Genomic DNA, 17741 nt, shown 5'->3' on the forward strand with positions numbered 1-17741 from the left:
CGGGCCAGTCGTCGCAGTAACGACCACTTTGACCGAAACACCTTGCAATTTTAGCGAAAGCAACTTTATGCTGCGATCATATAAAGCCAGGTCGCACGATTGATGTAGCGCACTTTTCCTTTCCGGTTTCGTGCGTTGCTCCTCACGGGGGTGGACCAATGAGCAACCTGGCCGGCAAAGCCTATGGCATGAACGTCGTCACGCCGATGCGTCCCGGCGTTACCTGGCTCAACAATTTCATCTTCATGCTGTCTCGGTGCCTGCCCTCGACATTGTCGGGCTTGCTGGGGCTGGGCTTCATCCATTTCGCGCGCTGGGTGATCATCCGGCGCGACCAATGGCCCCAGCTCGGCCAGCCCGCGGCCAAGCTCGACAACGACTACATGCTGTTCTGCAGCAACTTCAACGGCACCTGGGATCAGTATATCGATGCCTTTGCGGATGGCATCCCGGGTGGGCTGGACCTGTTCTGGTACTCCAGCACCAAATATCCGAACTCGATCCCGATCACGCCGTTCAAGGACTATATCCGCGCCAATCAGGTCGACACCAATTACTATTACAACGCGACGCCGGGGAGTGCCCAGCGCGACATCAAGCTGGCGCTAAAGCTTTCGCACGGGCTGGCGCCGGTAGCGGCAAAGGCGGCCGTGCTGAGCGATGCGGAACTCGCCGCCGCCTTCGAACGGCTGCTGATCGCCAACCAGGGCGGGCTGGGCGCACCGGGCTATGCGCCGATCGCGAGCTGCGACACGGCCGCCGCCGACCGCAACCGCGCCCGGTTCGAGCTGCGCCGCTGGGGTGAGAAAGGCATCGGCCCGCTGGAGGCCGACCGCGATCTGCATCCGGTCGACGAGGCGGCGATCCTCGCCTCGCGCGCCAACGAGGACGAAGGCAAGCGCGGCGCAGTCCGTGCGGCGGTCGCAGAGGCGCTGCAGGCGCCGACGACCGGCACGCCGACGGACCCGCCCCCTGCCCATCCCGCGAGCCAGGCCGAGGAGAAGTCCGATGGCTAATATGGACGTCTGCACCTATTTCTTCACCGCGGTGGTGCCCGTGTGCAACGAAGGCATCGTCGAGCATGGCGGCATCAAGAGCTCGCCGATCCACGTCGTGCGCGAGGTGCTGGAAACGCTGCCGACGGCGCTGCAATCGCACGCGACCGAGGAGATCGGCATCAATAGCCCGTTCGCACGCAACCTGCGGACTCATTTCACTCGATTCGTCATTCTCGACCAACCCTATTTCAACGGGCGCGATCACAGCGACGCGCTGGTCAACATCATCCGCGGCACCGATCTGCTCGATCCGCAGCCGGTCGATCAGATCACCTGCCCCTATATCTTCTGGACGATCGACTTCGATCTGCTCGACCCAAGCGGCGCGGGCGAGCCCCGCCGCTATCTGGAAGAGCTGTGGGGCCAGATGGCGCCCGAGCTCCGCTCGATCTTCCAATATTGCTACGAGTTCGACAAGATTACCGACGCGGCCGGGTTCGCGACCTACATCCTGCGCTGTCAGGTCGAAACGACCATGCCGTTCCACGATTACTGGTACGTGCCGGTCAAGCTGAACGCGATCTCGATTCCGCTGCTGGCGCTGCTCCCCGGAGCGGGCCTGTTGATGCTGCTCGGATCGCTGCTGGCGGCGATCCTTCGCGCCACCGGCTGGCACTGGGCAGCCGCGTTCGCCGGCTGGAGCGGATGGGCGTGGATGCCCTGGGCGGGGCTCGCGCTGCTCGTGCTGGGGCTGGTCATCGACTATTACTGGATCCTGGCGAAGGGCCGGCAGCCTTTCCCCGCAGCGCCGGGCAGCGACCTGCGCAACGTACTCAAGGCGCTGTACCTGCAACAGGCGTTCACCCGCTTCGCGATGGAGCAACTGCGCCGCGATCCCGCGACCTGGGGCGCCGCTTTCCGAACCTTCCTGACCGAGACCCGGCCCGCCGATCTCGACGGCCCCACCCAGCCCGCGGGCGTGATCCGCAGCAGCCTCCCGGGAGACGCGGCATGACCAACGCCACCAACGCCGCGCCCGAGGCGACGCTGCTCGACCTGGCGGACATCCAAGGCGGCATCCTGCGCACCTATGGCGACGGCTTTCCCAAGGGGCGCAACTTCTACCTCACCGTCCGCAAGGCGGAGGAAGGACGCCGCTTCGTCGAGCGGCTGCTCCCCAAGATCACCACCGCCGCGCGCTGGAAGGATCCCAACCGCGAAGAGCCGCTGCTGCGCACCAAGAACCCGCGGGTGAAGGACATCGTTCGCGCCGAGGGCGTGCCGGATTATCCCGGGCGCGTGCAGCTGATGAAGCCCAAGGTGACGATCAACATCGGCTTCACCTTCCTGGGGCTGCTCGCGCTGGGCGTGCCGACACGCACGCTACGCGGCATGCCCGACGACTTCATCGACGGCATGGAGGCACGCGCCGCCCTGCTCGGCGACGATGACTTCCTCGACAAGCGCGACGCGGTGTGGCGCAACTCCAGGGGCGAGAACCGGGTCCACATCCTCCTCACCCTCTACGCCCAGCAAAAGCCCGACGGCACCGCATGCCCCGAGCTGGATGCAGAAACCGAGACGATCGTCCGCTTCTGCGCGGACTCGCACGGCGGCGTGGTGCTGCTCGACGGTGTCGGCCCGCATAATGCGAAGTGGCAGGATCTCTCCGCCGTCATGCGCAAGGACGGCGATCACTATTGGCCGACCAACAAGGAGCATTTCGGCCTGTCGGATGGCTTCGGCGATCCGGTCTTCTCGGGGCAATTCTCGGGCGAGGCGGAGCAGGTGCGCGTCGCCGGTGGTGGCAAGCTGATGCCCGACGGCAGCTGGGAACCGATCGCCACCGGCGAGTTCCTGCTCGGCTATCCCGACGAGGCGCAGGAAATCCCCGGCGCGGCGATGCCGATCGCGTTCAGCCGCAACGGCACCTTCATGGCCTATCGCAAGCTGCACGAGGCTGTCGGGACCTTTCACGCCTATATCGACGAACAGGCGAAACGCTACGCCGCGATGTACGCCGTGCCGCACGAGGAGGCGGTGAACACCGTCAAGGCGAAGATGGTCGGCCGCTGGGAGGACGGCGTGCCGCTGATGGTCGCACCCACCTATGCCGAATGGCAGGCGTTCCGCGCCAGGCTCGACAAGGCGCGGGCGGACAAGGACAAGGCCGAGCTCGCCAAGATCGCGCTGCAGTTCACCAACTTCATCTACGCGTCGGATCCGGCCGGCGCGAAATGCCCGGTCACCTCGCATCTGCGCCGCGCCAATCCGCGCGACTCGCTCGGCCCCACCTTCGACGCCAAGGGGATGTCCCAGGAAGGATCGGCGATCATCAACCGCCGCCGCATCCTGCGGCGCGGCCTGCCCTATGGCCAATATGATCCGCAGGCCCCGACCGACGATGGCGACCATGGCATCATCTTCATGGCGATCTGCACCAATCTCTTCCGACAGTTCGAATTCGTCCAGCAGCAATGGATGCAGTACGGCCTCGATTTCAACGCGGGCAGCGATACCTGCCCGGTGATCGGCAACCATTTCGCGGCGGACGACCCGAAGCTGGTGATCGCGGTCGATCCCGAAGCGGGCAAGCTCCCCTTCATCTGCGACAAGCTGCCGCAACTCGTCGAGCCGCGGGGCGGCGACTATTTCTTCCTGCCCAGCATGACCGCGCTGCGCATGCTCGCGATGGGGATCATCGACCCGACCTGAACGACCGCGCAACCCCGACCCACCACAGCGACAGGAGATGCCCGGTGCAATGGCTGTTCAACTTGCCGATCGTGCTCTGGCGCCGGCTGATGCTGATCCTACAGGGGCTGTGGGCGCTGCTCTGGCTGATCGGCAGCGGCATTGCCGCGCTGTTCGGTCGCGGGGGCACGATCGGCAGCCGGCTGGCGGCGACGATCGGGGGGCCCAAGGGGCTGCGCATGGTGTTCGCGGTACTGCGGCTATTCCTGCCCAATCTCGTCCTCAACCGCGCCATCATCACCGCCTATCCCAGCAACGGCGTCACCGCGCTCGCGACGCGCCGAGCGGATGTGATCGACATCCTCAGCCGCGACGCCGATTTCGGCGTGGTCTACGCGCCGCGGATGGAGATGATCACCGGCGGCGAGAACTTCTTCCTCGGCATGCAGGATACGCCCCGCTATACCCGCGACACGTCGAACATGCGGCTCGTGGTGCGGCGCGACGACGTGCCCGAGATCGTCACGCCCTGTGTTTCGAATGCCGCCAGGGCAATCGTGGCGATGCTGCCCGGCGCGATCGACGTTCCCCAGGCGCTCACCATGCCGGTCGCGCAGAAGCTGCTCGACGTGTATTTCGGCACGCCCGGCCCTTCGGAGGCGGCGATGGCGGAATGGACCAGCCTGCTCTTCTGGTACCTGTTCATCGATCTCCAGGCCGATCCCGCTCTCGATACCCGCGCCACCGCGGCAGCGGCAAGTTTCCGCAGCTGGATGGACGGGCACATCGCCGCACGGCGCCAGGAGCAGCCCAAGGAAGACGTGCTCGGCCGCTGCATCGTCATGGGCGACGCGAAGCTGCCGGGCATGACCGACCTGGACATTCGCAACAACCTGATCGGCCTGCTGATCGGCGAATTGCCGACGCTCTCCGCCTGCGCCAACCTCGCGCTGGACGAGTTGCTAGATCGCCCCCGCGCCTTCGCCGCGGCCTGCGCCGCCGCGCAGGCTGGCGACGATGCAACCCTGTCCGCCTATGTGTTCGAGGCACTGCGCTTCCGCCCGCTCAACCCGCTGATCTATCGCCGGGCGATGCACGACACCGTTATCGCGGGGGGCAAGCTGCGCCGCCGGCGGATCGCCAAGGGCAGCATCGTAATGGCATCGAACCTGTCGGCGATGTTCGACCCGCTGGCGATCGCCGATGCCACCGCCTTCCGCACCGATCGCCCGTGGGAGGCCTATATGCTGTGGGGATCTGGCATGCACAGCTGCTTCGGCGCGCATATCAACCGCGCCGTGCTGCCAGCGATGCTCAAGCCGCTGCTCGCCATGCCCAATCTGCGCCGCGCGAGCGGTGCACGGGGGCAGATCGACAAGGGCGACACACCCTTCCCCCAGCATTTCCACCTGGAGTTCGATGCATGAAGGCGCCGAGCGTGGCCGCGACGATGTGGACCTTCCAGCCGATGATCGACAGCGAGACGACACGGCTTATTGCGCGCCACTATGGCCTGGACCTGACGGAACGCGACCACCTGCTGCTCTCCGCGCTTCTCCTCGCAACGCTGTTCGGCGGCAGCGGCAAGGTCCCGCTGCTGCGGAGCAAGGGGGCCGCGCTTACCGGCCCATTCGCGGTCGCTCAGCATTTTGATGCGGCGCTACCGGCTGTCGACCGCCTGATCCCCAACACACCGCCGCTTTCTACCCAGGTAGCAAGTGACTGGCAGCGTTATAATGACGTGCTGGGGACCGCTGTCGCCGTGTACGCCTATTTCCATCTGCTGCCCGAGCGGGCGCTCATGCAGCCGATCTTCGCAGCCCCGGTGCCATGGATCGAGGCGACCCTGTTGCCGCTGACCTATCCGATCCTGCGCGCGATCATCACCTACGGCCTCAAGCTCTCGCCGGCAGCGGCGGCGGCAGCGGCAGATACGATCCGGACCAGCTTCGACGCGACCGATGCCCGTATCGCCGATGGCCGACGCTTCCTGGCGGGCGACCGGCTCACCCTTGGCGACATCGCGCTCTGCGGCGCCGCGGCACCGCTGCTGCTGCCGCGTGGCTATGGCGCGCTGATGCCACCGATCGAGGCGATGCCCGCCCCGCTGCGCGGGCTCATGGAACAGCTGCGTGCGCGCCCCACCGCGGCCTTTGTCCAGCGCCTCTATGATTCCGGATTCGATGGCAGTTGAGCGCACATTTTGGTTCGGCGCGAAAAGCAGGTCGCGCAGGTTCCGGCCGGCAGCCCCCGCCTGACGCGGCCGACCTATCCCGCGCGGCGTCCGCAATGGCCTGAACCGCACGATCTGCGGCGCGCATTCCCGAGCGACATAACGATAGGCCGGCGCTTCGCCGACTTCCGCTTCTCCAGGGTCGCTGCCGCCAAGGCTCGGCACCTTCGCGTCATGCCCCCTCAACGTCCTATCGCATCCCTTGCAGACCTCCTTGGCGACACCCCAGCGCCGGCAACAGCTTGCGAGCCGTTGTTCAGCGAAATCGCGACCGCCGTTAATTGACAAAATGATTTACTTATTTGATGAAGGGTGTGCGCCAGCGAGCGAACCGCCACGTTCAAAAGAACGGGCCCCGCTCTGCAGTGAAGCGGCAAGGAGAGGCCTGGGGAATGACACGCACCCGCTGGAAGATTTCAATGCGCCTGCGTCCGGCGCGGATTGCGCTGCTCGGCGCCGCTGCGTGGCTGGCATGGCCGCCCGTCGCGCAGGCGCAGGCGCAAGCACCGGTAGACCGCGCCAATCCGCTCGTCGGCACCGCCCCGCTCGACCGGCCCGAATGGATCGGCAACGCGCCTCCGGCCGGTGAGCCGCTCTATTCCGGCATGACCTCGCCGGGCGCGCGGCTGCCGCACAGCTCGGTCGAGGCGGCACCGGTCAACGTCAATGTCGAGCTGAGCTACCCCTGGGGTGTTCCCACTCCCTATTACTACACCAACCCGACGATGATCGGCTTCACCGGCGGCGGCGGGCCCACCTATGGCGCGCGGGCCCAGCCGATCCTCATGCCGGTCGTCGGCGACTGGACGGTGCCGCCGGTCTACACCGAGGCCTATTACGACAAGGCGCAGGAAACCGCCTCCCCCGGCTATTACTCGTTATTTCTCAACAGCTTCCAGACCAGGGCCGAGCTGACCGCGACGCAGTGGACCAGCCTGATGCGGTTCACCTTCCCCGAGACCAAGCGCGCGCACCTGATCCTCAACCTCTCCGGACGCGGCGGCACTGTGGAGATCGTCGGCGATTACGTCGTGCGTGGCATGGCGGCAGGGCCGCGCGAGGAGGATGTACGCGACGGCCGCTATTTCGTCGCCGAATTCTCCAAGCCGTTCGCCACCCATGGCACCTTCCGCAAGGCGCCCGGCACCAACCGCGGTTATGGCATCGGCGACAAGGACGTGCAGCCGGGCGCAGAGCGGATCGAGGGCAAGTTCGCCGGCGCCTATCTCGATTTCGCCACGCGCAAGGGCGAGACCGTGCTGGTCAAGATCGCGCACGGCACCAGCTATGCCGAGGCCGAGCAGCGGCTGCGTGCCGAAAGCCCGGGCTGGGATTTCGACGGCGTGCGCGCGAAGGCACGCGCCGCGTGGGCCGGGCTGCTCGATCGGGTGCAGGTGCGCGGCGGGACGCCCAAGCAGCAGATGCTGTTCTACTCGACGCTGTTCCAGTCCTTCGCCAGCCCGCGGCTGGTCGCACGCAAGGGCGAGCGCTTCACCGATGCCAAGGGCCAGGTGCAGACTGCCCCCTACGACCGCTACGGCCCGGTGCCGTTCTGGGATACCGGCCGCAACCAGATCGTCCTGCTGGAGCTGATGGAGCCCGAGGTGGTGCGGGACATTATGCGCTCCGAACTCGACATGGCGCGCGAGCGGGGCTTCATGAACACCTCGTTCCACGGCGACAATGCCGTGTTCCTGTACCTGGGCGCAATGAAGCGCGGCATCGCCTTCGACTATGCCGCCGCGTACGAATATCTCCGCCGGAACGCCACCGATCCCAAGGGGCCGCGCGACTATCTCGCGGAGTATGACCGGCAGGGCTGGATCGCCGACGAGATCCCGCCGGGCAATCCCAGCCCGCCTTATGCCGGGGGCAAGGCGGGCGCAGCGACCACGCTGGAATATGCCTGGGACGATGCTGCGATGGCCGACCTCGCAGCGCGGCTCGGCCACAAGGACGATGCGGCGCGCTTCGCCAGGCGCGCGCTGAACTATCGCAACGTGTTCGATCCAACGATCGGCTTCGTCCGGGGGCGAACCGCCGACGGCAAGTGGATCACGCCCTTCGATCCGGCCGAGCCCTATTACAACTTCATGATGAAGGAGGCGTCGGGCTGGTCGACCTTGTGGCTGGCGCCGCAGGACGTGCAGGGGATGATCGCCGAGCTTGGCGGCCGTGATGCATTCAACGCCAAGCTCGACGCGTTCTTCGCCACGCCCTACGCCCCCAAGGGCATCTGCCGCGACTGCACCGGCGTAATCGGCCAGTTCGTCCAGGGCAATCAGCCCGACCAGCACGCCCCCTATCTCTACGCCTGGAGCGGCCAGCCGTGGAAGACGCAAGGCCTGGTGCGCCAGGTGCTCGACCAGCTCTATGGCAGCGACGCCAGCGGCTATGGCTATCCCGGCATGGACGATCAGGGCGCGACTTCGTCCTGGTATGTGATGAGCGCGCTGGGCTTTTACCCCGTGGATCCGTCGAGCGACGTCTATGTCCTCGGCAGCCCGATCTTCGACCGGTCGACGCTGAAGATGGGCAACGGCAAGGTGCTGGAGATCGTCGCCCGCAACAACTCGGCGGCCAATCGCTACATCCAGTCGGCGACGCTGAACGGCCGCCCCTGGACCAGGCCCTGGTTCCGCCATGCCGATGTCGCGAACGGCGCAACGCTGGTGCTGACCATGGGGCCCAAGCCCAACACCGCCTGGGGCAGCAGCCCCGCCGACGCCCCGCCCTCGCTCTCGCGCCCTTGAGGAGCCGCCTTATGCGCAGCCTGATCCACGCCCTCGCCTTGGCGGCCCTGCCCGCATCTGTCGCCGCCCAGCAGGCATCCACTCCGCGCTCCGACGCGGTCTATACCGGCGCCATCACCACGCGCTGGGGCAAGGCGGTGACGCCCGACAATGCCTGGCGCAGCTATCCGCGTCCGCAATTCCAGCGCAGCGAGTGGCAGAACCTCAACGGGCTGTGGGACTATGCGATCACCCCCGCCGCCGCACCGCAGCCGGTGCGGATGGACGGGCAGATTCTCGTGCCCTTCCCGGTCGAGTCCCGACTCTCGCGGGTCGCGCGCAAGGTCACTCCGGACGATCGCATCTGGTATCGGCGCAGCTTCACCGTGCCCAAGGACTGGGCCGGGCAGCATGTGATGCTCAACTTCGGCGCGGTCGATCACGATGCCCGCATCTGGGTGAACGGCGCGATGGTCGGCGCGCACCAGGGCGGGTTCGACAGCTTCGGCTTCGACATCACGCCCTTCCTGAAGCCCGGCGCCAACGAGCTGGTGGTGCAGGTCGCCGATCCGACCAGCGCCGGCAGCCAGCCGCGCGGCAAGCAGATCCTCGCGCCCGACGGCATCTGGTACACCGCGGTGAGCGGCATCTGGCAGACGGTGTGGCTGGAGCCGGTGCCTGCCCTCCACATCGACGACATCCGTGCCACGCCCAACATCGATACCGGCAAGGTCGACGTCGATGTGGCACTCAGCGCCAGCGCGGCGGACACCGATGCGGTCCGGCTTAGCGTCCGTTCGGGCGGCAGGACGATCGCATCGACGATCGTGCGCGCCAATCGCCGGGCCAGCATCGCCGTGCCCGGCGCGCATCTCTGGTCGCCCGAGGACCCGTTCCTCTACGATCTGGTCGCCGAACTGGTGACGGTGCGCAACCCCTATGCCGGCCAGCCCGAACGCGATCGCCGCGCCTATGATGCCCGATTCACCAAGGGCGAAGTCGACACCTATGCCGCCGCCGAAGTGACCGGCGCGCCGCGCGACCGGGTCAATGCCTATTTCGCGATGCGCAAGATCTCGGTCGGCCCGGGCACCGTTTCCGGCCAGCCGGCGCTGCTGCTCAACAACAAGCCTTATTTCCAGAACGGCGTGCTCGACCAAGGCTGGTGGCCCGACGGGCTGCTCACCCCGCCCAGCGAAGTCGCGATGCGCTACGACCTGGAGTTCCTGAAGCAGGCGGGCTTCAACATGGTGCGCAAGCACATCAAGGTCGAACCGGCGCGCTATTATTACGACGCCGACCACATGGGCATGCTGATCTGGCAGGACATGCCCTCGGGCGGCGGCGAGGACCAGTTCGTCACCGGGTCCAGCCAGAGCCAGGCGGTGCTCTCCTCAGAGGTGATGGCGCAGCAGCAGGTCGAGCTGTCGCGGATGATCGGCCATCTGCGCGCCTTCCCCTCGATCGTGCTGTGGGTGGTCAACAACGAGGGCTGGGGCCAGTATGATTCCGCGACGCTTGCCCGCTTCGTGAAGGGCATGGACCCGAGCCGGCTGGTCAATGCCGATAGCGGCTGGCTGGACGTCGCGCCCGGTGCGTCGGACGTGTTCGACATCCACACCTATGAGGACGTGCCCCATGTTCCCACCCGCCAGAGCGACCGCGCGATCGTCATCGGCGAATATGGCGGGGTCGGCCAGCCGATCGAGGGCCATCTCTGGCGCAACGACAAGCGCTGGAGCTACCAGGTGACCAACGACTCCACCGACTATCTCGCCCGCTACCGCCGCAAGTTCGAGGAAATCGTGCGCCAGGCCAGGGTGCATGGCCTCAGCGCCTCGGTCTACACCCAGACGACCGACGTCGAGGGCGAGATCAACGGGCTGCTCACCTATGACCGTGCCGTCGCCAAGGCACCGGCCGAGGCGTTCGCGACGATGGCGAAGCCGCTTTGGGATACGGATCGCCCCGCGCCAGGTGGGAATGGCGGACGCAAATAGCAGCGCCGGTCGGCAAGGGGAGTCAGTCGGTGGCGGCGGCGCGCGCGAGCCGCAATGCCGCGACGATTCCCACCCCGCCGGCGGCCGCGACGATCCAGCCCGGCGCCGCGAGCGCGCCGCTCGCCGAGATGAGGAGTGCGGCAGCGAGCGGCCCGAGGCCGCTCAACAGCGTGAAGCTGATGTTGAGCGATAGCGCGACGCCGCTGAACCGGTGCCGGGGCGGAAACAGCCCGGCGAGCAGGAACGCGAAGGTGCCGTTCGCGCCGGCAACGGCCATTGCAAGGATCGGAACCAGAAGCACCAGCGACGCGGTGCCGCTGGCCAGGCGCTGGAAACAAAGCGGGGCGCCAACCAGCAGCGCGGCCGAGGACAGCAGCAACAGGCGGTGCGGCGGGACTCGGTCCGCGAGCCACGCCGCCCCGAGCAGCGCCGCCGACATGACGAGGAGCGCGACGTTCACGGCGACCGCGATCTCGCCAGCCGGATACGAGAGTATCTTGGTGAGATAGGCCGGCATATAACCAAATAGCAGGCCATTGAAGGTCGCGGTGGGTGCGGTGAGCGCAACGCCGAGCAGGACCGATCGCGGCTGCAGCCACAGCACGTCGCGGACCGGCCGCCGGGCAACATCGTCGCGAATCGCCTCGAACACCGGCGTCTCCCGCAGGCGCCGGCGCAGCCACAGGCTGGCGAGCCCGAGCAAGCCGCCCAGGACGAACGCGACGCGCCAGCCGAACCGCAACAGAGCGGCGTCGCCGAGCGTCAGCGTCAGCAGCAAATGGAGGCCGGAGGCCAGCAGCACGCCGACGTTGACGAGCGCGAAGACCACGCCGCAGGCAAAGGCTGGCCGGCGACGCACGCTCTCCACCACGAAGGTGATCGCGCCGGGCAATTCGCCCCCGATGCACAATCCCTGCACGATGCGCAGCACCAGCAGCCCCATGGTGGCGGCGATGCCGGCGCCGGCATAGGTCGGCAGAAGCCCGATCGCGAGCGTACTGCCCGACATGGTGGCAACCGTGACCATGAACACGATCTTCCGGCCATAGCGATCGCCATAATGGCTGGAGATCATCCCCCCGATCGGCCGCGCCAGATAGCCGGCGGCAAAAATCGCCAGCGCAAGCGTAAGGGCAAGCGGATCGTCCGCCGGGAAGAACGAAGCGGCGATAGCCGGGGCAAAGATGCCATAGACGACGAAGTCGAAATATTCGAGCGCGCCGCCGAGCGCAGCCAGCAGCACCATCCGCCAGCTTTCGTCCGGTGTCCGCGTTCGGACATCGACCATCACGGGTTCACGCATTGCACATCCCTGTTCGTCTTGGCGGCCGCCCTCGCGGCGCCGTTCCTGAGCGATTGAACCGTGCGCAACCCGGTTTTCGCGCGCATGTCATCCTCGTAACGGCTGGTTACCGGCGTAGCATCCCGCCCACGGCCTGCAAACGAAGATGGCTTGAGGTGCGCACCTGAACCGCGACCGTGACAAGATAGAATCCGAAGCAAGGGATTTGGACGGGTATGGAGCGCATCTATTTCGCCGAGATACTCGATGCGGCTGATTGCGGATCCTATGGGCCGGCATGACAGCATCTGCCTGTTGCCATGCCGGCGATTGGGCTGATTACAGCGCTTCCAATACGGTCTTGCCGATCGCGCGGCCGCTTTCCAGCATCGCATGCACCTGTTTCAGATTGGCCGCGTCGATGCCCGCCACCCGATCGCGCAGCGTCGTCCGCAGCACGCCCGCGTCGACGAGGTGCGCCACTTCCTCCAGCAGCCGGTGCTGCTCGATCATGTCGGGCGTGTGGAACATCGCGCGGGTGAACATCAGCTCCCAGGCGACGGTGATCGACTTGCGCTTCAGCGGCACGATATCGAAATGCGCGGGATCGTCGATCAGCGCGATGTGGCCCTGCGGGGCGACGATCTTGGGGAACAGCGGCAGGTAGCGGTCCGAGGCGGTGAGGCCAGCGACATAGTCGACTTCCGGATGGCCGATCCGGGCAAGCTCCTCGTCCAAGGGCTTGTGATGGTCGATCACATGATGCGCACCCATCTGCTCAACCCAGGCGATCGTCTCCGGGCGCGAGGCAGTGGCGATGACCGTAAGGCCGGTCAGCCGGCGGGCCATCTGGATCAGGATCGAACCGACGCCGCCGGCACCGTTGATCACGAGCAGGCTGCCCTGCGCCCGCTTGCGGCCGTGCGGCACGTTGAGCCGGTCGAACAGCAATTCCCACGCGGTGATCGCAGTGAGCGGCAGCGCGGCGGCTTCGGCCCAATCGAGGCTGGCCGGCTTGTGACCGACGATGCGCGCGTCGACGGTATGGAGCTCGGCATTGGCGCCGGGACGGGCGATGTCGCCCGCATAGAAGACCGCGTCCCCCGGACGGAACAGGGTGACGGCGTCCCCCACAGCCTCGACGATGCCGGACGCATCCCAACCGAGGATCTTCGGACCGCCTTCTGGCGCCGGGCTGCCGCCGCGGACCTTCACGTCGACCGGGTTGACCGACACCGCCTTCACGCGGACGAGCAGGTCGTGCGGGCCGGGCGTGGGTGCGGGGACGTCCAGGTCGAGCAGCGCGTCTTCGCGGTCGATGCTGCCGGGCTGGTGGTAACCGATGGCTTTCATGTCGAAGCTCCTGATGATCGTTCGCGGTGCAGATTGGCCATGCGAATGCGGTTTGCCACCACTAGTTCCGCACGGCAGCCATGCATGCACGCATAGCCTTCAGAGCTCGGCCGGCAACGCGGCGCTTAGCGCGTCGACGAGCAGCCGAAGCCGGCGCAACCGCCGCAAATCTTGGTGATAGCCGAGCCACAGGTCGCGCGGCGGCGGCTCCTCGCCTTCCAGCCGGGCAAGCGGCAACTGGTCGCCGATCACCCGCGGCAGCACCGCCAGGCCCGCACCGGCGACGCAGGCGGCGCCCTGTGCCTCGCGATTGTTGCTGCGGAAGGCCGGCGTGGCGGCGGGCCAGCGACCGCGCAGCCACGCGACGTCGGGGAGCTGATCGAGCGCGCTGTTCATCGTCACGAGCCGGTGGCCGTTGCCGTCGCCGCTGGCGCGCGGGTCGCCGCAGCGCTCCAGATAGGCGGGCGCGGCGTAGAGCGCATAGCGAATCCGCAGGAAGCGGCGCTGGACGATATCGCTGCCGGAGAAAGGCACGAAGCGCAGCACCAGGTCCGCCTCCCGCCGCTGGAGATCATAGAGGCGGGAAGCGGCCAGCACTTCCACCACCAGCCCGGGATGCTCGATCGCGAAGCCGGCGAGCGGTGCCGCCAGTACCCGCGACGAAACCCAGTCCGAGGCCGAGAGCCGCAGCACGCCTTCCAGCCCGCGCGCCCCGCCGATCAGCTTGCGCTGCAGGGCAAGCGCCTCCTCCGCCATCTGCTCGGCATGGACCAGCATCGCCTCGCCTTCGTCGGTCAGCCGCAAGCCGGCAGGCGTGCGCTGAAACAGCGCCGCGCCGATGGATTCCTCCAGGCTGCGCAACCGCCGGCCTGCCGTGGGCTGGCTCAGCCGCAGGCGCTCGGCCGCCGCGGTCAGCGTGCCGGTATGGGCGATCTCGACGAACAACTTGAGATCATCCCAGTCGAGGCGAAGCGTCGGTTCGGCGGCCATGCCGTTTCATCGCCGCGCGCGTGCATTCGCACAAGATGCAGCGCGCGATCGACGATCGCGTGTAATATCGTCGCGCCGGTGTTCCACGAACCCGTCGGCGACGGCGGTGATCAAGCCCCTGCACCGTCCGAATAGCGCATGGCGGCGAGGTCGGTGAGGAGATCGGGGCCCTGTGGCTGCCATCCCAGCCGCTCTCGCGTCCACCTGCTCGACGCGGTCATGTCGAGTGCGGCGAACGGCGCCATCCAGCCGAAATAATGATCGACCTCCGCCGGGGTAACCGAGCGGACCGGCAGCCCGGTGCCCTTGCCGATCGCCTCCGCAATGGCACGTGCGTCGACGCCCTCCTCGGCAGATGCATGGTAGCGCGCACCCGGCTGCCCCCGTTCCAGCGCCAGGACGTAGAGCTTTGCCACATCACGGATGTGCGCCGCGGCCCACCGCGTCGTCCCCGCGCCCAGATAGGCGATCGCGCCGGCCCGGCGCGCCTCGGCAACCAGCGGCGTGATCAGTCCTGCCCGGGTGGTGTCGTGCACCTGCGGCAGGCGGATCATACGCACGTCGATCCGCTGCGCCGCCAATGCCGCGCCGGCCAGCTCGGTCGCGATGCGCGGATTGCCATGCGAGGGGTTGAGGATGTCCTCGGTCGCGGGTCCGCCTTCCAATGGGGTGCCGCTGCCCACGCCGGAGGTGATCAGGATCGGCTTGGTCGTGCCCGCGAGCGCCTCCCCCATCGCGGCGATGTTGCGCGCGTCCTTGCGGGTATTTTCGACAAAGGCCGCGAAATTGTGGTCGAACGCGCAGTGGATGACCGCGTCGGCCGCTGCTGCGCCGCGGGCAAGCGTTTCGGGCTCCTCGAGGTTTCCCCGATGCACCTGAACGCCTGCCGCTTCCAGCTGCTGCGCCCCTGCATCGGAGCGCGCCAGCCCAAGCACCTGATGGCCGCGGTCGAGCAGTTCGGGAATGATGTGGGATCCGATAAAGCCGGTCGCGCCGGTAAGGAATATGCGCATTGAAATCTCCTTCCGGAAGCCATATCCCCCGCGCCAATAACCAGTTAAAGTAGTGAGCTTATCCTAGTATAGCTTCCAACAGGATCTTCGATGGCGAGTGATGCGCCCAATCCGCTCGGCGCCTATTTGCGGGATCGCCGAACCCGCCTGGATCCTGCTGCGTTCGGGTTCACAGGCGGTCGGCGACGCACGCCGGGGCTTCGCCGCGAGGAAGTGGCGAGCCGGGCCAATATCAGCACAACCTGGTATACCTGGCTCGAACAGGGGCGTGGCGGCGCGCCCTCCGCCGATGTGCTCGATCGCATCGCCAAGGGGCTGATGCTGACAGAGCCCGAGCGCGAGCACCTCTACATGCTGGGACTCGGGCATCCACCGGAGGCACGATACCAGCTGGTCGACGGCATCTCGCCGCGGCTGCAGCGCGTGCTCGACGGCATGGTGCTGAGCCCGGCGATCATCAAGACCGCGATGTGGGACGTGGTCGGCTGGAACCGTGCGGCGACGGTGCTGCTGACCGACTATGCGAAGCTGCCGCGCGAGGACCGCAACATCCTGCGGCTGATGTTCGGCAGCGACCGCGTGCGCGCGAAAAACGCCGATTTTGACAGCATGGCGCGCTTCGTTGTCGGCGCATTCCGCGCAGACGTGGCGCGCGCAGGTGCCAGCAGCAGCGCCGAAGTCACCAGCCTGGTCGCCGCGTTGTGCCGCATCAGCCCGATGTTCGAGGCGCTGTGGGAGGACAACAATGTGGTGTCACACGGCGAAGGCGTGAAGCGCATCCATCACCCGAAGGCGGGGCTTCTGGCGATGGAATTCTCTTCCTTTGCGGTGGAAGGACGGCCCGAGCTCGGCATGATCATCTACAATCCAGCCTCCCCGGCGGACGCCGCGCGGCTCCGGACGCTGCTCGACGCGCATGGAGACTGACGTTGGTGGATGCGATGCCGGCGGCAGATACCAAGGGTTGATCCGGCGCCGGTAACGGGGCGGCCCGGCAAAGATGCGGCCGCGGACCCATCCCGTCCTTTTCGAGTTCTCCGCCGAAAGCTCTGAAGGAGTGCGCGATGAAAACCCGGAACGCAGTGATCATTGGTGGCCTTCTCGCCGGGGCCGTGACCACGGCGGCGATGTTCGCGGGTCGCAAGACCGGTACCCTCGGCAAGACCCTCGATCGCGATTCGGTTGACTGGATCGATGGCCTGACCGGATCACGCGCGGTGATCGGCGATGCAGGCACCAGCGCCATCGAACTCGCCAACCACCTCGGCGCGTCCGTTGCCTTCGCCGCCTTGTACCCGCCCATGCGCCGGGCGCTTCCCTCCGTGCCGCCGGCAGTGCTTGGGGCGTTGTACGGGACCGCGCTCTATGTCGTGAATATCGCCGGCGTCGCCCCCCTCCTCGGCATCACCGAAGGCGAGGTCAGGGCGGGTTCGAGGAAGGCGATCGAACGCTGGTCGGTCCACCTGCTGCAGACGATCATCACCGCCCTGGCGATCGAGCGTCTTGCCGACGATCTCCACCAACCATCGAGAGACGTGGCCACGGCCTGAGGGGACGGGTACGGCGCGCCAGCCTGCCCCTGCGCATGCGACGTAGACGCGCTGCCGCCTCGTCAGTGGCGCGGCAGCGGCTGATGACCTACCGGCAAATGGTACATGACAGCGAGGTCGTCGCGGCGGTCGACGGCTTGTCCGCACATCGGGCAGACCTCGAAATGCCGCAGTTCGTCCACGGCACGGCTTTTCGCGACCGCTCGGGAAGGGCGCATGCCGTGTAGAGGTACCGCTGCAAAATTCATCATCGACCATCCCCGGGGTTAGCGTTTCCTTTACTTATAGAGGCTAAGGTGCCTGATCGGGTGTATCGCGCGAAATTTATTGTCGCACAGGCGCGCGCGCCCCTCTTTCGCAGAGCCAAGGACCTCGGCGTGCGGCGGACAATCGGGCCTGGCGTCCTCGAAACCGATGCCGTGGCCATCTGGCCGGCCGCACGACTTGTCATCGTCAGGGAACGGCCACGTCGCTGCGGCATTTTGCTGCAGATGAAAGCCGCGTCATGAAATCCGTACTTATTGTCGAGGACGAAATCTTCATTGCGATGGAGATCGAGCGGATACTCCAGGATGCCGGCTATACGGTGGTCGCGATCGCGGCGGATCAAAGCGAAGCGCTCGCCGCCGCAGCGGCAGCGGACGTCGCCTTTGTCGATCTCAATCTGCGCGACGGCCCGACCGGCCCCGGGCTTGCGCACGAACTGGCGCAGAGGTTCGGGGTGCGGATCGTCTATGTCACGGCCAATCCGAACCAGATCGAGCGACCGGCACCGACTGCTGTCGGCTATATTCGCAAGCCATTCTCCGAAGAAGCGATCGTTACGGCCGCCGCGATCGCGGCGCGGCCGGAAACGCCGGCAGTTGCACACCAGGACGTGATCAGCCTTTAGGAGA

16 protein-coding genes are annotated in these 17741 nt (G+C 66.7%); 12 read left to right on the plus strand and 4 right to left on the minus strand.

The genetic code is table 11. The annotated features are described in order from the left end of the window. Positions 1-158 precede the first annotated feature (158 nt). The 7 genes from ABIC65_RS11845 to ABIC65_RS11875 all read left to right on the plus strand — a co-directional run bounded on the left by ABIC65_RS11845 (position 159) and on the right by ABIC65_RS11875 (position 10657). Complete coding sequence (locus ABIC65_RS11845) at positions 159-1016, plus strand: hypothetical protein (protein WP_354308889.1); 858 nt, start codon at positions 159-161, stop codon at positions 1014-1016. After that, positions 1009-2013, plus strand: a complete 1005-nt coding sequence (locus ABIC65_RS11850; RefSeq protein WP_354308891.1) for a hypothetical protein — start codon at positions 1009-1011, stop codon at positions 2011-2013. Before ABIC65_RS11845 ends, ABIC65_RS11850 begins: the two co-directional genes overlap by 8 nt. Further along, entirely contained in the window at positions 2010-3713 is a 1704-nt protein-coding gene (locus ABIC65_RS11855; protein WP_354308893.1) for a Dyp-type peroxidase, read from the plus strand. The genes ABIC65_RS11850 and ABIC65_RS11855 overlap by 4 nt, the downstream gene beginning before the upstream one ends. A gap of 44 nt (positions 3714-3757) precedes the next feature. After that, positions 3758-5119, plus strand: coding sequence for a cytochrome P450 (locus ABIC65_RS11860; protein WP_354308895.1), 1362 nt, complete (start codon positions 3758-3760; stop codon positions 5117-5119). Next, positions 5116-5886 (plus strand): glutathione S-transferase C-terminal domain-containing protein, encoded by a 771-nt coding sequence (locus ABIC65_RS11865; RefSeq protein WP_354308897.1) that lies wholly within the window; start codon positions 5116-5118, stop codon positions 5884-5886. Before ABIC65_RS11860 ends, ABIC65_RS11865 begins: the two co-directional genes overlap by 4 nt. Before the next feature lie 431 nt (positions 5887-6317). Beyond that, entirely contained in the window at positions 6318-8678 is a 2361-nt protein-coding gene (locus ABIC65_RS11870) for a GH92 family glycosyl hydrolase (protein WP_354308899.1), read from the plus strand. A gap of 11 nt (positions 8679-8689) precedes the next feature. Beyond that, a complete protein-coding gene (locus ABIC65_RS11875; protein WP_354308901.1) occupies positions 8690-10657 on the plus strand; it encodes a glycoside hydrolase family 2 protein in 1968 nt (655 codons plus the stop codon). Between the two features lie 22 nt (positions 10658-10679). Here ABIC65_RS11875 and ABIC65_RS11880 read toward each other — a convergent pair whose 3' ends face one another. The 4 genes from ABIC65_RS11880 to ABIC65_RS11895 all read right to left on the minus strand — a co-directional run bounded on the left by ABIC65_RS11880 (position 10680) and on the right by ABIC65_RS11895 (position 15295). Continuing rightward, positions 10680-11960 carry an MFS transporter gene (locus tag ABIC65_RS11880; RefSeq protein ID WP_354308902.1) on the minus strand — a complete coding sequence of 427 codons (1281 nt, stop codon included), beginning with the start codon at positions 11958-11960 and terminating at the stop codon, positions 10680-10682. Positions 11961-12278: 318 nt separating this feature from the next. Next, a complete protein-coding gene (locus ABIC65_RS11885; RefSeq protein ID WP_354308904.1) occupies positions 12279-13292 on the minus strand; it encodes a zinc-binding alcohol dehydrogenase family protein in 1014 nt (337 codons plus the stop codon). A 99-nt stretch (positions 13293-13391) separates the two neighbouring features. Then, entirely contained in the window at positions 13392-14282 is an 891-nt protein-coding gene (locus ABIC65_RS11890; protein ID WP_354308906.1) for a LysR family transcriptional regulator, read from the minus strand. Between the two features lie 110 nt (positions 14283-14392). Beyond that, positions 14393-15295, minus strand: a complete 903-nt coding sequence (locus ABIC65_RS11895; RefSeq protein ID WP_354308908.1) for an SDR family oxidoreductase — start codon at positions 15293-15295, stop codon at positions 14393-14395. A 90-nt stretch (positions 15296-15385) separates the two neighbouring features. On the opposite strand from ABIC65_RS11895, the gene ABIC65_RS11900 reads away from it, so the two are divergent. From ABIC65_RS11900 to ABIC65_RS11920, 5 genes are all read left to right on the plus strand, one after another. Next, positions 15386-16222 (plus strand): helix-turn-helix transcriptional regulator, encoded by an 837-nt coding sequence (locus tag ABIC65_RS11900; protein WP_354308910.1) that lies wholly within the window; start codon positions 15386-15388, stop codon positions 16220-16222. A 137-nt stretch (positions 16223-16359) separates the two neighbouring features. Further along, the gene (locus ABIC65_RS11905) at positions 16360-16845 is read left to right on the plus strand and encodes a hypothetical protein (RefSeq protein ID WP_354308912.1); all 486 of its coding nucleotides are present in this window, start codon (positions 16360-16362) and stop codon (positions 16843-16845) included. 35 nt (positions 16846-16880) lie between these two features. Then, positions 16881-17072, plus strand: coding sequence for a hypothetical protein (locus ABIC65_RS11910; RefSeq protein ID WP_354308914.1), 192 nt, complete (start codon positions 16881-16883; stop codon positions 17070-17072). Positions 17073-17141: 69 nt separating this feature from the next. Beyond that, positions 17142-17354, plus strand: a complete 213-nt coding sequence (locus ABIC65_RS11915; protein WP_354308916.1) for a hypothetical protein — start codon at positions 17142-17144, stop codon at positions 17352-17354. Further along, the gene (locus ABIC65_RS11920; protein ID WP_354308918.1) at positions 17351-17737 is read left to right on the plus strand and encodes a response regulator; all 387 of its coding nucleotides are present in this window, start codon (positions 17351-17353) and stop codon (positions 17735-17737) included. The genes ABIC65_RS11915 and ABIC65_RS11920 overlap by 4 nt, the downstream gene beginning before the upstream one ends. Positions 17738-17741: the final 4 nt, after the last annotated feature.

Origin of the sequence: Sphingomonas trueperi (assembly GCF_040545665.1) — a bacterium.
In the GTDB taxonomy this organism is placed as follows: Bacteria; Pseudomonadota; Alphaproteobacteria; order Sphingomonadales; family Sphingomonadaceae; genus Sphingomonas; species Sphingomonas trueperi_B.

Coding starts and splice junctions, on each gene's coding strand:
- ABIC65_RS11845 (WP_354308889.1), top strand. CDS start 159: ATGAGCAACCTGGCCGGCAAAGCCTATGGCATGAACGTCGTCACGCCG.
- ABIC65_RS11905 (WP_354308912.1), top strand. CDS start 16,360: ATGAAAACCCGGAACGCAGTGATCATTGGTGGCCTTCTCGCCGGGGCC.
- ABIC65_RS11885 (WP_354308904.1), bottom strand. CDS start 13,292: ATGAAAGCCATCGGTTACCACCAGCCCGGCAGCATCGACCGCGAAGAC.
- ABIC65_RS11855 (WP_354308893.1), top strand. CDS start 2,010: ATGACCAACGCCACCAACGCCGCGCCCGAGGCGACGCTGCTCGACCTG.
- ABIC65_RS11895 (WP_354308908.1), bottom strand. CDS start 15,295: ATGCGCATATTCCTTACCGGCGCGACCGGCTTTATCGGATCCCACATC.
- ABIC65_RS11870 (WP_354308899.1), top strand. CDS start 6,318: ATGACACGCACCCGCTGGAAGATTTCAATGCGCCTGCGTCCGGCGCGG.
- ABIC65_RS11880 (WP_354308902.1), bottom strand. CDS start 11,960: ATGCGTGAACCCGTGATGGTCGATGTCCGAACGCGGACACCGGACGAA.
- ABIC65_RS11850 (WP_354308891.1), top strand. CDS start 1,009: ATGGCTAATATGGACGTCTGCACCTATTTCTTCACCGCGGTGGTGCCC.
- ABIC65_RS11865 (WP_354308897.1), top strand. CDS start 5,116: ATGAAGGCGCCGAGCGTGGCCGCGACGATGTGGACCTTCCAGCCGATG.
- ABIC65_RS11890 (WP_354308906.1), bottom strand. CDS start 14,282: ATGGCCGCCGAACCGACGCTTCGCCTCGACTGGGATGATCTCAAGTTG.
- ABIC65_RS11900 (WP_354308910.1), top strand. CDS start 15,386: ATGGCGAGTGATGCGCCCAATCCGCTCGGCGCCTATTTGCGGGATCGC.
- ABIC65_RS11910 (WP_354308914.1), top strand. CDS start 16,881: ATGCGACGTAGACGCGCTGCCGCCTCGTCAGTGGCGCGGCAGCGGCTG.
- ABIC65_RS11920 (WP_354308918.1), top strand. CDS start 17,351: ATGAAATCCGTACTTATTGTCGAGGACGAAATCTTCATTGCGATGGAG.
- ABIC65_RS11875 (WP_354308901.1), top strand. CDS start 8,690: ATGCGCAGCCTGATCCACGCCCTCGCCTTGGCGGCCCTGCCCGCATCT.